Raw genomic sequence first — 13,663 nt, 5'->3', positions numbered from 1 at the left:
GTATAGGCGCCGAAACCATTCTGGCAAATGCCCGCGACGCTTCGCTTGACCGTTGTCATGCCGCTATCCTATATAAAAAACGGTTCGTTCGGAAAAGCGAACAGGGCAGAACGATTTGACTGATTTCTTGACCAGCAATGCCGAGGCCCACCGCCCGCAAAGCCTGATCGCGCATTTCGACGCTTCGCAGCCGCTCGCCATGTCGGCCGGGGTGATGCTGGCGCCGTTCAGCATCGCCTACCAAACCTATGGACGGCTCAACGCCGACAAATCGAACGCCATCCTGCTCTGCCACGCGCTGACCGGAGACCAGCATGTCGCCAGCGTCCATCCGGTCACGGGGAAGCCGGGCTGGTGGTCGGCGCTGGTCGGTCCCGGCAAGCCGATCGACACCGAAAAATATTTCATCATCTGCTCGAACGTGCTCGGCGGCTGCATGGGCACAACTGGGCCGGCCTCGTTGAATCCGGCGACGGGCAAGCCTTATGGGCTCGACCTCCCCGTCGTGACCATCGCCGACATGGTTCGCGCGCAGGCCATGCTGGTGGAGCGCCTGGGAATCGAGACCCTGTTTTGCGTCGCCGGCGGCTCGATGGGCGGGATGCAGGCGCTGCAATGGGCCGCGTCCTTTCCGGACAAAGTGTTTTCGGTGATGATCATCGCGGCGGCGGCGCGCCATTCGGCGCAAAACATCGCCTTTCATGAAGTCGGCCGCCAAGCGGTGATGGCCGACCCCGACTGGCGCGGCGGCCGCTATCTCGAGGAGGGCGTGCGTCCGGCCAAGGGTTTGGCGGTGGCGCGCATGGCCGCCCACATCACCTATCTCTCGGAAGAGGCGCTCCAGCGCAAGTTCGGCCGGAAATTGCAGAACCGCACCGAAAAAACCTTTTCCTTCGACGCCGATTTCCAGGTGGAGAACTATCTGCGCCACCAGGGCTCGACCTTCGTCGACCGCTTCGACGCCAATTCCTATCTCTATGTCACGCGCGCCTGCGACTATTTCGATCTCGCCCAGGATTACGGCGGGTCGCTTGCGACGGCGTTCAAGAATTCGCCAACGCGGTTTTGCGTGGTCTCCTTCACCTCGGACTGGCTCTACACCACGTCGGAGTCGCGGGTGATCGTCCATGCGCTCAACGCCGCCGCAGCCTCCGTCTCCTTCGTCGAGATCGAGACAGACAAGGGCCATGACGCCTTTCTGCTCGAAGAGCCCGATTTCATCGCGACGACGCGCGGCTTTCTAGCCGGGGCGGCGCGGGCCCGAGGGCTGGACATATGAATGCGAAGCCCGCGACCCGTATCGACCTGCTGCTCGTCGCCGATATGGTGGAGACCGGCGCGCGCGTGCTCGACGTCGGCTGCGGCGACGGCGAGCTCTTGCGGCTTCTGGCCGACACAAGGGGCGTGGACGCCCGCGGGATGGAGATTTCGCAAAAAGGGGTGAACGATTGCGTCGCCAAGGGCCTGTCGGTGGTGCAGGGCGACGCCGACATTGATCTGGCGGATTATCCGACCAATGGTTTTGATTACGTCATCCTGTCACAAACGCTGCAGGCGACGCGCAATCCGAAACTCGTGCTGGAGCAGATGTTGCGCATCGGCAAGCGCGCCATTGTCTCCTTCCCCAATTTCGGCCATTGGCGCATCCGCTGGCAGATCGCCGCGCGCGGGCGCATGCCCATGACCTCCAATCTCGACCACGCCTGGTACGAGACGCCGAACATCCACTTCTGCTCGATTCGGGACTTCGTCTCGCTGGCCGAACTGGTGGAGGCGCGCATCGTCAAGGCCATGGCGCTCGACAAGGAGGGGGCGCAGATGCGGTTCGACGCGCCCTGGTGGGCGTGGAACCTGCTGGGCGAGCAGGCCCTTTTCCTGCTGGAGCGCAAGCGGCCTTAAGCCGCCCGCACCGAGGCGAGAAAACCATCGACTTCGCGGCGCAGGCGGTCCGACTGCTGCGCCAAGGTCTGCGCCGAAGCGAGCATTTGCGTCGAGGCCGCCGAAGCGTTCTGCGCCGCCGAGAGCACGCCGCTGATATTGTCGGCGACGGCCTGCGCGCCCTTTGACGCCTGCTGCACATTGCGCGCGATTTCCGAGGTGGCCTCGCCCTGCTGGGTGACGGCGGCGGCGATGGTGGAGGCGACGCGGTTGGTCTCCTCGGTCGTGCGGACGATTCCGGAAATGTTCTCCGCCGCGCGATGAGCGGTGGCCTGGATGTCGCCGATCTGCCCGGCGATTTCGGCGGTGGCCTTGGTGGTCTGCTCGGCCAGTGATTTGACTTCCTGCGCCACCACGGCGAAGCCGCGACCGGCCTCGCCCGCCCGCGCCGCTTCGATCGTGGCGTTGAGCGCGAGCATGTTGGTCTGCCCCGCAATGTCGGAAATCAGGCTGACGATGCCGCCGATCTTTTCGGCCGCCTGGGCGAGTTCGCGCATTTGCGCGTCGGTCTTTTCCGCCTGATCAGCGGATTGGCTGGCGATCTGCCGCGACTGGTCGATCTGGCCGTTGATCTCGTGCACGGAATAGGTGAGTTGCTCCGTGGCTGAGGCCACCGAGCCGATATTGGCGGCCGAATGTTCCGATGTCTCCGCGACCGTCTTGGCCTGGCTCGCGGTCTCCACGGCGGAATCGCTGAGGACGCGCGCTGTTCCCTGGAATTCGGCGGCGGTGCGGGCGACCTCGGCGACAATGGCGTTGACGCTGCGATCGAAAGCTTCCGCCAGCTCGCGCGCATGGGCGCGCCGCTCCTGCTCGACGCGCGCCTGGGTGCGGGCGGCGGCCGCTTCGAGCTCCCGGGTCTGCAGCATGTTGCCCTTGAACACCGCGAGCGCGCGCGTGAGCGCGCCAACCTCATCGGCGCGACCGTCGTCAGCGAGGTCGATGTCGAGTTTTCCACGCGCGAGATTTCCGACAGCTTCGGTAGCCCGGCCGAGCGGGCGCACCACGGTCGCAATCAGGCCGAGCGCGGAGGCGCCCGCAATCGCCATGGCGACGAGCAGCGCGCCGGTCATGTGCCAGAACGCCGCGGAATAGGTGGCGGCGCCCGCGTCGGCGGCTTGCTTGCCGCCTGTCTTGTTGAAGGCGACGACCTTTTCCAGCGTGTCCTGTAGGCGCAGCCGTTGTGCGGTCGCGGGACCGATATAGTCATGGAACGCGCCTTCAACATCACCGGAGGCCGCGCGCTGCATGATGGCGCGAGACTGGGCCTTGAAGTCCGGCCACACACGGGCGAATTCGGCCATCAACGCCTCATCGCCGCCCTTGGGAATGATCAGCGGCTTGTAGGCCTCATAGGCCTTGTCGACATTCTCGACCATCTCCCCGAATTTCGCTTGCGCGGTCGCGGCGTCGCCCTGGAACGCAAGGGTCAGCAGGGCTTCGGTCTGGGAGCGGGCGAGCCGCGAGAGGGAATGGCGGAGAACGCTGGCCTGTCCGACCGACGGCAACCAGTTGTCGCGGATTTCGGTGGCGTTTGCGTTAATCTCGGCCATTTGCATCAGGGCCACGCCGCCGAGTCCGGCGACGACCATTGTCAGGGCCGCAAGGGCCGCAATCATCTTCTTGCCAATGCTGAGATCGCGCCAGAAATGCATTGTTCGCCTCATCGTTCGGGCGTCTGCACTCCTTTATCCCGTCAAGGTTGTCGGGAGCTTGTGGCGTCGCGCGCCGATGGAATGGCGCGCACAAACACTCAGGCGGCGCGCACGTTGGCGAGGAAGCCGTCGACCTCGCGCCGTAGCCGCTCGGACTGTTGCGACAGCGTCTGCGCCGAGGCCAGCATCTGAGTCGAGGCGGCGGAGCCTTGCTGTGCGGCGCTCAGAACGCCGCCAATGTTTTCGGTGACCGCCTTCGCGCCCTTCGAGGCCTCCTGGACGTTGCGGGCGATCTCTGTGGTCGCTTCCCCCTGCTGGGACACGGCCGCGGCGATGCTCTGCGCGACCCGGTTGGTTTCCTCGGTGGTGCGCACGATTCCGGAAATGTTGCCTGCCGCGCGCTGGGCCGTGGCCTGGATGTCGCCGATCTGGCCGGCGATTTCGGCGGTGGCCTTGGCGGTCTGCTCGGCGAGCGATTTCACCTCTTGCGCCACCACGGCGAATCCGCGCCCGGCTTCGCCCGCGCGCGCCGCCTCGATCGTGGCGTTGAGCGCGAGCATGTTGGTCTGTCCCGCGATTTCGGAAATCAGGCTGACAATGCCGCCGATCTTTTCAGCGGCCTGGGCGAGTTCGCGCATCTGCGCATCGGTCCTTTCGGCCTGTTGCGCGGATTCGCCGGCGATCTGCCGGGACTGGTCGACCTGCCCATTGATCTCCTGCACCGAATAGGTGAGCTCCTCGGTCGCCGAGGCCACCGAGCCGATATTGGCGGACGAGCTTTCCGACGCCGCCAAGACGGCTTCGGCCTGGCTCGCGGTCGCCACCGCGGAATCGCTGAGGATGCGCGCCGTCGCCTGGAACTCGGCGGCGGCCCTGGCCACTTCGGCGACAATGCCGTTGACGCTCCGATCGAACTCCTCGGCCATCTTCAGCGCATCGGCGCGGCGCTCCTCGCGGGCGCGAGCGCGGCTTTCCGAAGCTTCCCGTTCGAGCGTGCGGGCTTGCGCCATATTGGCCTTGAACACGGCGAGCGCGCGGACGAGGGCGCCGACCTCGTCCTTGCGGCCGTCATCGACGATTGCGACATCGAGTTTGCCGGCGGCGAGCTCTTCCACCGCCTGGGTGGTGGCGTCCAGCGGCCGCACCACGCCGGCGACCAGGGCGACAGCGGCCAAAACACCGATCACCGCGGCGAGCGCCAGCGCCGCCAGCATCACGACGCGCGCCCTTTCATAGATGGAGGCGCCGGCGGCCGCGGCCTTCTGGCCTTCCGCCTCGTTGAAATCGGCGCTCTTGGTCAGGAACGCCTGCATGGCCATGCGTTTGGGCGTGCTCACCGTCAAGGAATCGACCACGGCGCCTTCGAGGTCGCCCTTGAGCGCGCGATCCGCGATGTCTTCCGTGAGCTTCCGGTATGCGGGCCAGGCTTCGGCGAAGGCCGCCATCTGCGCGGCCTCCTCCGTGTTCGCCGTGATCAGCGGCTTGTAGGCGTTGTAAGCCTTTTCGACATTGTCGAGGCTCGTTCTGTATTCCGCGGCGATCTGGGTGGGGTCGCGATGCGCGTGCAAGGCGAGCATCAAGCCCGTTTCGGCGCGTCCCATGCGCGCAAGCGTGAATTGGAGCTTGGAGGCCGCATTCAGGGAGGGGAGCCAGTTCTCGCGGATATCCGCGGCCTTGTCGTTGATCGCCGACATCTGCGTCAGGGCGAGGCCGCCGATGGCGGCCGAGATCACCACGAGCGCGGTGAGCGCGGCGATGATTTTCCTGCCTATGCCGAGATTGCGCCAGAACGTCACGTCTTGTCTCCGGGTCAACGGGAGGGATTCGCCATGGCTCATCCGTCGCGAACCCAAGCGCTATCGAAGCGCCACGGCGGCGGTCGGACGAAACTGAAGGGGCATTGCAAGAATGCAACCTATGCGGGAACGATGAACAAGGCCTAAACGCTCCGGCAGGGCGCGAGCGTCACGCGTCGTTCAGCGGATGCAGGTCGCGCACCATGGCCTTCAGGCGGTCGTCGAGCAAATGCGTGTAGATCTGCGTCGTGGCGATATCCGCATGTCCCAGCAGCTCCTGCACGATGCGCAGGTCGGCGCCGTTTTGCAGCAGATGGCTGGCGAAGGCGTGCCGCAGCACGTGCGGGCTGACTTTCGCGGGCGGCAACCCCGCCGCCGCCGCCAAAAATTTCAGCTCGCGCGCAAAAACCTGGCGGGTCAGATGGCCGCTCTCGCCTTCGGACGGGAACAGCCATTTTTGCGCGGCGGCGCCCGGATGCAGCTCCAGCAGCAGTTTTCGGTACGCGATCAGCGCCGCGCAGGCGGCGGGCGTCAGCGGCGCCAGCCTTTCGCGCCCACCCTTGCCCTTGATGGTCAGAAAGCCGCCGCCCTGGTCCAGGCTTTTTGCGGCGAGCCGCGCCGCCGACAGCGGCAGCGACACCAGCTCCGAAACGCGCAAGCCCGAGGCGTACAGCACCTCGAGCAGACAGGCGGCGCGCCGGGCGCGCAAAAGCTCGTCCTTGGGCCGCCCGGCATCATCCAACCCTTCGCGCGCCACGGCCAGCAGCCGGTCGACCTGCTCGACGCTCAAAATCTTCGGCAACCGCCGACCCTGGCGCGGCCCCTCGAGCAAAGCGGCGGGATCGTCGGCGCGCAGCTCCTCGGCGGCGAGGAACCGGTGGAACTGGCGGATCGCCGATAGTTTTCGCGCGGTCGAGGACGGTTTCAGCTCGGCCTGCGCCAGCGCGGCCAGATGGTCGCGAATGTCCTGGGGCGTCGCCGTCAGGACGTCGCGGTCTCGCGCGGAAAGATGCGCCAGATAATCCGCGAGGTCGCGGCGGTAGGCGTCGAGCGTGTTCTTCGCCGCCCCGCGCTCGGCGGCGAGCGACGCCAGAAAATCCGCGAGCGGGCCGGGCCCCGCCGTCACTTGTTCAACAGATCCGGCTTGACCGTCTGGCTGATTTCGCGCGGCGCCGGTTCGACGAAGGCGACGAGCGCGGCCGCGGCGACGAAAATCACGCCGCAGAACAGGCCGACGAAGAACAGGAGGCGCATGAGGCTGGGCATGTCGCGGACAATCCCTTTAAGATTTCACGCCGCCGCCGCTTATTTTCAGGGACGGGGCGTGATAGTACATAGCGACTATGTCGGATCAAGTCATCGCCCCGACGCCGGAAGCGCCGCCGGCGAGGGATTTGCTTGCGGAAAAAATCGTCGCCGCGCTCGCCGGCCGCCCCCTCGTGCTCGTCGGCATGATGGGGTCGGGCAAGACTTCTATAGGCAAGCGGCTGGCGCAGCGCCTCAACCTCGCCTTCGTCGATTCCGACCACGAGATCGAAGCGGCCCACCGCCTCACCATTTCAGAGATTTTCGCCTCCCATGGCGAGCCCTATTTTCGCGACGGCGAGCGGCGCGTCCTGGCCCGCCTGATCGGCGAGGGTGAGCGCGTCATCGCCACGGGCGGCGGCGCGTTCATCGACCCGCGCACCCGCGACCTCATCCGCGAACGCGCCGTGTCCATCTGGCTGCAGGCCGAATTCGGCGTGCTGATGCGTCGCGTGCGAAAACGCCCGACCCGGCCGCTGCTGCAAAACGACGACCCCGAGGGCGTCATGCGCCGTCTGATCGACCAGCGCTATCCCATCTACGCGGAAGCCGACATCGCCGCGCAATCGCGCGACGCGCCGCACGAAGTCATCGTCGAAGAGATCATGCAGGCGCTCGACGCGCATCTGGCCAAGCAAGGAGAATTCGCAGCCGACATGAACACGCTCGTCCTTCCCCCCGCGGCGGCCCACGTCGCGGTCGCGCTCGGCGACCGATCCTACGACATTCTGATCGGCCCCAACCTGATCGCCACGGCCGGAGCCCGCATCGCGCAGCTCGCGCCGGGCGCAAACGTGTTCATCGTCACCGACGCCCATGTCGGCGCGCTCTGGCTCGCGCCGCTCGAGGCCAGTCTCGACGCCGCCGGAATCCGCCACAACCGTCTGATCCTGCCGCCCGGCGAATCGACGAAAGATTTCGCCCATTTCCAGCAACTCTGCGAAGCCGCCCTGGAGGCGCGCGTGGAGCGCGGCGACCTGCTGATCGCGCTCGGCGGCGGCGTCATGGGCGACCTCACCGGCTTCGCCGCCGCCAGCCTGCGGCGCGGCATGAATTTCGTCCAGATCCCGACCACCGTTCTGTCGCAGGTCGATTCGTCCGTCGGCGGCAAGACCGGCATCAATTCCGCCCATGGCAAAAATCTGATTGGCGCCTTCCACCAGCCCTCGCTGGTGCTGGCCGACACCGGCAGCCTCGCCACCCTGCCGCCGCGCGAATTCGCCGCCGGCTATGCCGAAGTGGTCAAATATGGCCTGATCGACCGCCCCGATTTCTTCGCCTGGCTGGAGCGCCACTGGCCCGCGGTGTTCGCCCGCGGACCTGAGCTGGAGCACGCCATCGCCGTCTCCTGCGAGGCCAAGGCCGCCGTGGTCGCCCGCGACGAGACCGAGCAAGGCGACCGCGCCCTGCTCAACCTCGGCCACACCTTTGGCCACGCGCTGGAAAAAATCGTCGGCTACGATTCCGCCCGCCTCGTCCATGGCGAAGGCGTCGCGGTCGGCATGGCCTGCGCCTTCCGCTTTTCCGCCCGCGAAGGCTTTTGCCCGCCGGAAGCCGCCGAGCGGGTCGAGGCGCATCTGCGCGCCGTCGGCCTGCCGACGCGCATCCGCCAGGCGCTGTCAAAACCCTGCGACGTCGATGAAATCCTCACCGCCATGGCCCAGGACAAGAAGGTCAAGCGCGGCGCGCTCACCTTCATCCTCGCCCGGGACATCGGACAAAGTTTCATCGCCAAGAATGTCGATGTCGCAAAAGTCCGGGTTTTCCTCGAAGACGAATTGCGCAACGGAGACTGATTTTCCATGCATGGCGCGGGCGACCCCCTGCCGGTGAACATCTGGATCGCCGCGGCGATCCTGTTGGCCTGCCTGCTGCTGTCGGCGTTGTTCGCCGCCTCGGAGACAGCGATGACGGCGGCGTCGCGCGCCCGCATGCACGCCCTGGAAAAGCAGGGCGACGCAAGGGCGAAAATCGTGTTGCGCCTGCTCGCCGGGCGCGACCGGCTGATAGGCGCCATGCTGCTCGGCAACACCATGGTCAATATCGGCGCCTCCGCCTTTCTCACCACGGTGCTGGTGGCGGTGTTCGGCCCCGAGGGCGCGATCTACGCCACCGCCTCCATGACCGTGCTGCTGCTGATCTTCGCCGAGGTCATGCCCAAGACGGTGGCGATCACCTATCCCGACTCGTTCTCGCTGGCGGTGGCGCGGATCACCGCCTTTTTCGTCGCGGCCTTCGGCCCCATCCTGTTCATCGTCGAACTCATCGTGCGCGGCGTGCTGCATCTCGCCGGCCTGCGCCCCGGCCACGTCAAAAACCTGCTCACCCCGCAGGAGGAGCTGAAAAGCGCCGTCGACCTGATGCACCGGGAAGGCGGCGTCGACAAGGACGACCGCGACATGTTCGGCGGCCTGCTCGACCTGAAGGAGCTGACCGTCTCCGACGTGATGGTCCATCGCACCAAAATGCTGACCATCGACGCCGACGCCCCGCCGGCCGACATTTTGAACGATGTCGTCAACTCCCCCTACACCCGCCTGCCCCTGTGGCGCGAAAAGCCCGACAATATCGTCGGCGTGCTCCACGCCCGCGATTTTCTCCGCATCCTGGCGGAATCCGGCTGCGAGATCGACAAGGTCAAACTCGACTCCATTATCGCCACGCCCTGGTTCGTCCCCGAAACCACGCAGCTCGAGGAGCAACTGCAAGCGTTTCGCAAGCGCAAAACCCATTTCGCCCTGGTGGTGGACGAATATGGCGACGTGCAGGGCCTCGTCACCCTCGAAGACATTTTGGAAGAGATCGTCGGCGACATCCGCGACGAGCACGACGTCGCCATGATCGGCGTGCGCCGCCAGCCCGACGGCTCCGTCCTGGTCGAAGGCTCCGTCCCGATCCGCGACCTCAACCGTTTCATGACCTGGGAATTGCCGGACGAGGAGGCGACCACCATCGCCGGCCTGGTGATCCACGAAGCGCGAACCATCCCCGACCAGGGCCAGCAATTCGTGTTTCACCGCTTCCGCTTCGAGGTTTTGCGCAAACAGAAGAACCGCATCACGCTCCTGCGCCTGACGCCGCCCGGAACAGAGGCGCGAAAATAAGCTTTTAATGTCGCGATCAAAGGTGAAAACGCAGCAACCGCAAGATTTTGTCCACCATATGGTTCCACGTGAAACATTTTTGGAGCCAAACCGTCGCCTAACGGACTGTTCCGCAACAGAAATCGTCCGCTAGAATAAAACCGTTGCGCTGGCGCTCCTGCGCAGCCAGGAGCAGATATTGTACACAACCGTCAAGTTGAACACGCAAGAATCGCGCGCTCTTTGCAGCTTTTTCGCGCGAAATTCGCAAGAATTCACCGGTTTTGCGAGCTTTTGAACACAGTGCTACAACCGCCCGGTGGCGCCGCTAGCAACACCGACGCGCGAACGCGGTCAGAAACATGACCGTTGCCGGCAGCCGAAAGGAAGAGGTCGGCTCAAGGCGACGGTTGAAGCAAATGCGCCCTATCGCCCCAACCGCGCCAAATCCTGCGAAGCAGCGTTTTGCTCGGCCTCGAGTTCACCAGCACCTTTCACTGACTTAAGCAACGATAACAGGCGATCCGCGAGATCACGACGCTCGACCCCATGCTGCCGCGAATTTCGGACATCAAACGCGAGCCACCGAGCCGAACCACGCGGCGACAATCCTCTTGGCATAATATGGAATCGACTGGGATCTTTAGGATCATAGAATTCTGGCGGTTTAGATTCGTCGTCATCCACCCCCCACATAGGCAGAGGGTGTTTTAACTCGTAGTCTTTTGCTATCTCGTATTTTGCCATGGGCATTCGTAAGATTTCGAATTCATTAAAAATCAGCCTGAATTCATCTATATCGGATACTCCGGATTTCGGCATCCCGGCTTTAGCAGCGTCTCGATCCCGTTGATAAAACGCTCGAAGTATTTCGTAACAGCCTACGACCCACGTTTCCGAAAGCATTAATAGATAGTGGCTGGAAAAATCAGGTTCTGACGCATTACTCTTTATATTAATTTCGTCTTCAAGGCATCTCAATAATATATCGACCTCCCCTTGCCACTGGAGGCTAATAAGTGCCGCGTCCAAATTGAACCGGCCGGAGAGAAGGAGAGATAGCTGTACCCAAGCTTCGTTTTCCGCCTTATATTTTTCTCGAGCGATGTTGATCAACCCGGTTAACAACGGCGAAACAAGAGGTAGCGTCATGCGTCATACTTCGCTGGTTTCGGAATGATCTACAATATTTATATCAGCATTGCTGATTGCACGCTTCGAAGGGTCCTTTGCTCTCATCATTTTGATGGCGCGACGACTATATGATCGAGACTTCCATGGCCCCTACACTTCACATTTTCGCAAAACGTAGGCGAAAATATCGCATATAGGACCAGAATCGCGGAAAAGATAATGATTGGCCTCGCCAAGGATCGTTTGACATTCACGAACTCTCTTGAGTCCTTTAGGAAAATTTCTACAAATGCAATCAACGCGCTAAACGCAACGGTTCCGATAAACAGGTATGGCCACAGTTTATCAAAGAAGTTTGTACTCATCCTATTTGGCCGTTGGACACAACATTAAACAAGATAATACGCCTCTGGTCCGGCGTTGCAATGTCCGGCTCTCCGCCGTTTCCTCCCCTCCCCAGGCGACCCCGCCGCATTCCCATGCTACGACTGGGCCAAAATCCAAAACCCCGTCCCTCCTCGAGGAAAAATGCTCACCATCGACCCGCACAAATCCCTGCTCCTCGTCATTGATTTCCAGGCGCGGCTGATGCCGGCGATACACGAGGCCGAGGCCGCGATCCGCAACGCCGGCAAATTGTTGGAGATCGCCAAACTCCTCAATGTCCCCCGCCTGTTCACCGAGCAGTACCCAAAAGGCCTGGGCGCCACCGTTCCCGACCTGCCGGTCGAGGGCGAGCGAGTCATGACCAAACTCGCCTTCGACGCCTGCCGCGCCGAAGGCGTGCTGCAAAACATCCCCACAGACGCCCAAGTCGTCGTCGCCGGCTGCGAGGCGCATGTCTGCGTGCTGCAAACCGTGCTCGGCCTGATCGCCGCCGGTCGCAAAACTTTTGTTGTCCAGGACGCTATCGGCTCGCGCGCGCCCGAGAACAAGGCGGCGGCGCTGGCGCGCATGGCCCACCACGGCGCCGAAATCGTCACCACCGAAATGGTCGCCTTCGAATGGGCGCAGACCGCCGAAAACCCTGATTTCCGCGCGGTGAGCGCCCTGATCAAATAGGCTTTATGCGATAAAGCGCGAAGCGCCGCTCGACCCGCAGCGGCGCCACCAGCCCCGGCAGCGGGTTTTCGCCCGGCGGCCCGATCACGTACAAAAACGCGAATTTTTGCGGCCAGCCGGCGAACAGCCCGGATTTTTCACCGGCGATCCGCGCGAGATCGTCGACGGTCACGCTGCCGGCGTCCTGAATGTTGAGCTCTTCGAAGCCGGGCCGCGACATCAGGGGTTGCTTGCCCTTCAGCGCCATCACCGAGGACACCAGCGCCTTGTCATAAAAGGCGGCGAGCGTCGGCGCATGAACCATGGGCTCCAGCGTCTGGCCGCTGAACGGCGATTCCTCCTGCGACCGCGCCACCAGAATTTTTGAGCCCCGGTCGATCTGACCGAAGGATTGGATCATCGCCGCGTAATCGGCGCGATAAGAGGTCCACAGCCAGCCAACCCAACCCAGATTGGCGCAGATGAGCGCCAAACCGGCGAGCCCAGCCCGCCGCTCCCAAACAGGATCGGGAAAGCGCAGGCTGAAAAAACCCGGCAGGATCAAGGCGGCGGCGACAATCACGCGCACATCGACATAAGCGGTGTCGAACAGCATTTGCGGCGTGGCGAGATAGAGCAAGGCGAAACCGGCCGCGAGCCAAGCCCCCGCCTGTTCCACGACAAGCCCCTGCGTGCGCCGCAGCCGCAAGGCGACCAGGCCCAGAAAGGCGAAAATCAGCGTCGAAAACGCGGTGCTATAGCCATTGGCGGCGACCAGCAGCCACAGCGGCTTGAAGCCGAAATCCCAGGAATTCCCGGCCTGCCCGACCGAGCCCCCGAAAAAAATCAGGGCGGCGCCGGCGACCAGCGCGGGCGCGGCGAGCACAGCCAGCGCCCCCACAAAATCCCCCACAGAGCGCCGCACGGAAAAGCGCCACAGCTCATAGACACCGAGCGTAAACCCATAGAGCCCGAGCGCGAACAGATGGGCGACGAACAAAGCGCCGACGAACAGGCAATGCACGACAAAGCGCGCCGCCAGCTTGTCGCGCCAAAAAATCCAGCCCGCGATCCCCCAAAGGGCGATCCCGAGGCCGAAAGAAAAATTCACAAACCCCCAGGCGAAGGGAAAGGAATAGGCGAACAGCAAAGCGACGAAACCGGAATAGTCAAACCGCCGCTTCACCGCGAGCTCGATGGCGACCGCGCCGGAAAGCAGCAGCCCCTGGGACACCGCCACAAACAACCGCGCCGCCGTGTCGACATCGAAAAAGCGCGCCAGCTCCGGCACGATCAGGTCCATGGCGAGATTGGGATAAAAGCCCCAGGCGGCGGCGTAATAAGGCGAGGGATCGCCGGCGCGCTCGGCGACAAGCAGATGCATGCGCGTCAAATGGTTCAAAAAATCCGACAGCGCCGGGATCGGCGTCGCCAGGGTCAGGGCGAGCACGGCGAGGCTCAGCAGTACAAATACTTTTCCGCGAGTCATCTGGCTTCATGACGTTGAGACAAGTCATCTAAGCCCAGCATGATGAAGGGACGGTTTCGGGTTTCGGGGACTGGATCGAATTGCGCGCGAGGCGACAAAGGAGCGGAACGCATCTGGGGGCGCAATTCGTTCCTGTCCTGTCTGGACGGCGCCCCTAGATCAAGGGTTTTCTTGGCGTGGTATGAACATTTCGGGTGCGGTCATGTCTCCGGCCTGTGGATG

General features: G+C 63.6%; 11 protein-coding genes. 5 read left to right on the top strand and 6 right to left on the bottom strand.

What is annotated here, in order from left to right; all coding sequences use genetic code 11:
- The first annotated feature begins 199 nt into the window (after positions 1-199).
- Both metX and metW read left to right on the top strand, forming a co-directional pair.
- Positions 200-1,279 carry a homoserine O-acetyltransferase MetX gene (gene metX, locus M2320_RS14565; RefSeq protein ID WP_425540688.1) on the top strand — a complete coding sequence of 360 codons (1,080 nt, stop codon included), beginning with the start codon at positions 200-202 and terminating at the stop codon, positions 1,277-1,279.
- Positions 1,276-1,899: a methionine biosynthesis protein MetW gene (gene metW / locus M2320_RS14560; RefSeq protein WP_264597903.1), complete on the top strand. Its 624-nt coding sequence runs from the start codon at positions 1,276-1,278 to the stop codon at positions 1,897-1,899. Before metX ends, metW begins: the two co-directional genes overlap by 4 nt.
- On the opposite strand, the gene M2320_RS14555 is transcribed toward metW, so the two are convergent.
- The 4 genes from M2320_RS14555 to M2320_RS14540 form a co-directional block, all read right to left on the bottom strand.
- Positions 1,896-3,593 carry a methyl-accepting chemotaxis protein gene (locus tag M2320_RS14555; RefSeq protein WP_264597902.1) on the bottom strand — a complete coding sequence of 566 codons (1,698 nt, stop codon included), beginning with the start codon at positions 3,591-3,593 and terminating at the stop codon, positions 1,896-1,898. The genes metW and M2320_RS14555 overlap by 4 nt on opposite strands.
- A gap of 98 nt (positions 3,594-3,691) precedes the next feature.
- Positions 3,692-5,389 (bottom strand): methyl-accepting chemotaxis protein, encoded by a 1,698-nt coding sequence (locus tag M2320_RS14550; protein ID WP_264597901.1) that lies wholly within the window; start codon positions 5,387-5,389, stop codon positions 3,692-3,694.
- Positions 5,390-5,558: 169 nt separating this feature from the next.
- Entirely contained in the window at positions 5,559-6,515 is a 957-nt protein-coding gene (locus M2320_RS14545; RefSeq protein WP_264597900.1) for a tyrosine recombinase, read from the bottom strand.
- On the bottom strand, positions 6,512-6,655 hold the full coding sequence (locus tag M2320_RS14540) for a histidine kinase (RefSeq protein WP_184426822.1): 144 nt from the start codon (positions 6,653-6,655) through the stop codon (positions 6,512-6,514). Before M2320_RS14540 ends, M2320_RS14545 begins: the two co-directional genes overlap by 4 nt.
- A 77-nt stretch (positions 6,656-6,732) precedes the next feature.
- Here M2320_RS14540 and aroB point away from each other — a divergent pair, with 77 nt between their 5' ends.
- Both aroB and M2320_RS14530 read left to right on the top strand, forming a co-directional pair.
- Entirely contained in the window at positions 6,733-8,490 is a 1,758-nt protein-coding gene (aroB, locus tag M2320_RS14535; protein WP_264597899.1) for a 3-dehydroquinate synthase, read from the top strand.
- 6 nt (positions 8,491-8,496) lie between these two features.
- The gene (locus tag M2320_RS14530) at positions 8,497-9,798 is read left to right on the top strand and encodes an HlyC/CorC family transporter (RefSeq protein ID WP_184426826.1); all 1,302 of its coding nucleotides are present in this window, start codon (positions 8,497-8,499) and stop codon (positions 9,796-9,798) included.
- Positions 9,799-10,203: 405 nt separating this feature from the next.
- Here M2320_RS14530 and M2320_RS14525 read toward each other — a convergent pair whose 3' ends face one another.
- Positions 10,204-10,929 carry a hypothetical protein gene (locus M2320_RS14525; protein ID WP_264597898.1) on the bottom strand — a complete coding sequence of 242 codons (726 nt, stop codon included), beginning with the start codon at positions 10,927-10,929 and terminating at the stop codon, positions 10,204-10,206.
- 510 nt (positions 10,930-11,439) lie between these two features.
- Between M2320_RS14525 and M2320_RS14520 the strand changes: the two genes are divergently transcribed.
- A complete protein-coding gene (locus tag M2320_RS14520) occupies positions 11,440-11,973 on the top strand; it encodes an isochorismatase family protein (RefSeq protein WP_264597897.1) in 534 nt (177 codons plus the stop codon).
- Here the strand turns inward: M2320_RS14520 and M2320_RS14515 are convergent.
- Positions 11,966-13,441: a hypothetical protein gene (locus M2320_RS14515; RefSeq protein WP_264597896.1), complete on the bottom strand. Its 1,476-nt coding sequence runs from the start codon at positions 13,439-13,441 to the stop codon at positions 11,966-11,968. The genes M2320_RS14520 and M2320_RS14515 overlap by 8 nt on opposite strands.
- Positions 13,442-13,663 lie beyond the last annotated feature (222 nt).

Origin of the sequence: Rhodoblastus acidophilus (assembly GCF_025961575.1) — a bacterium.
Lineage (GTDB): Bacteria > Pseudomonadota > Alphaproteobacteria > Rhizobiales > Beijerinckiaceae > Rhodoblastus > Rhodoblastus acidophilus_C.
Note: the sequence above shows the minus strand (reverse complement) of the source record. Positions and strands in the feature narration are given on the sequence as shown.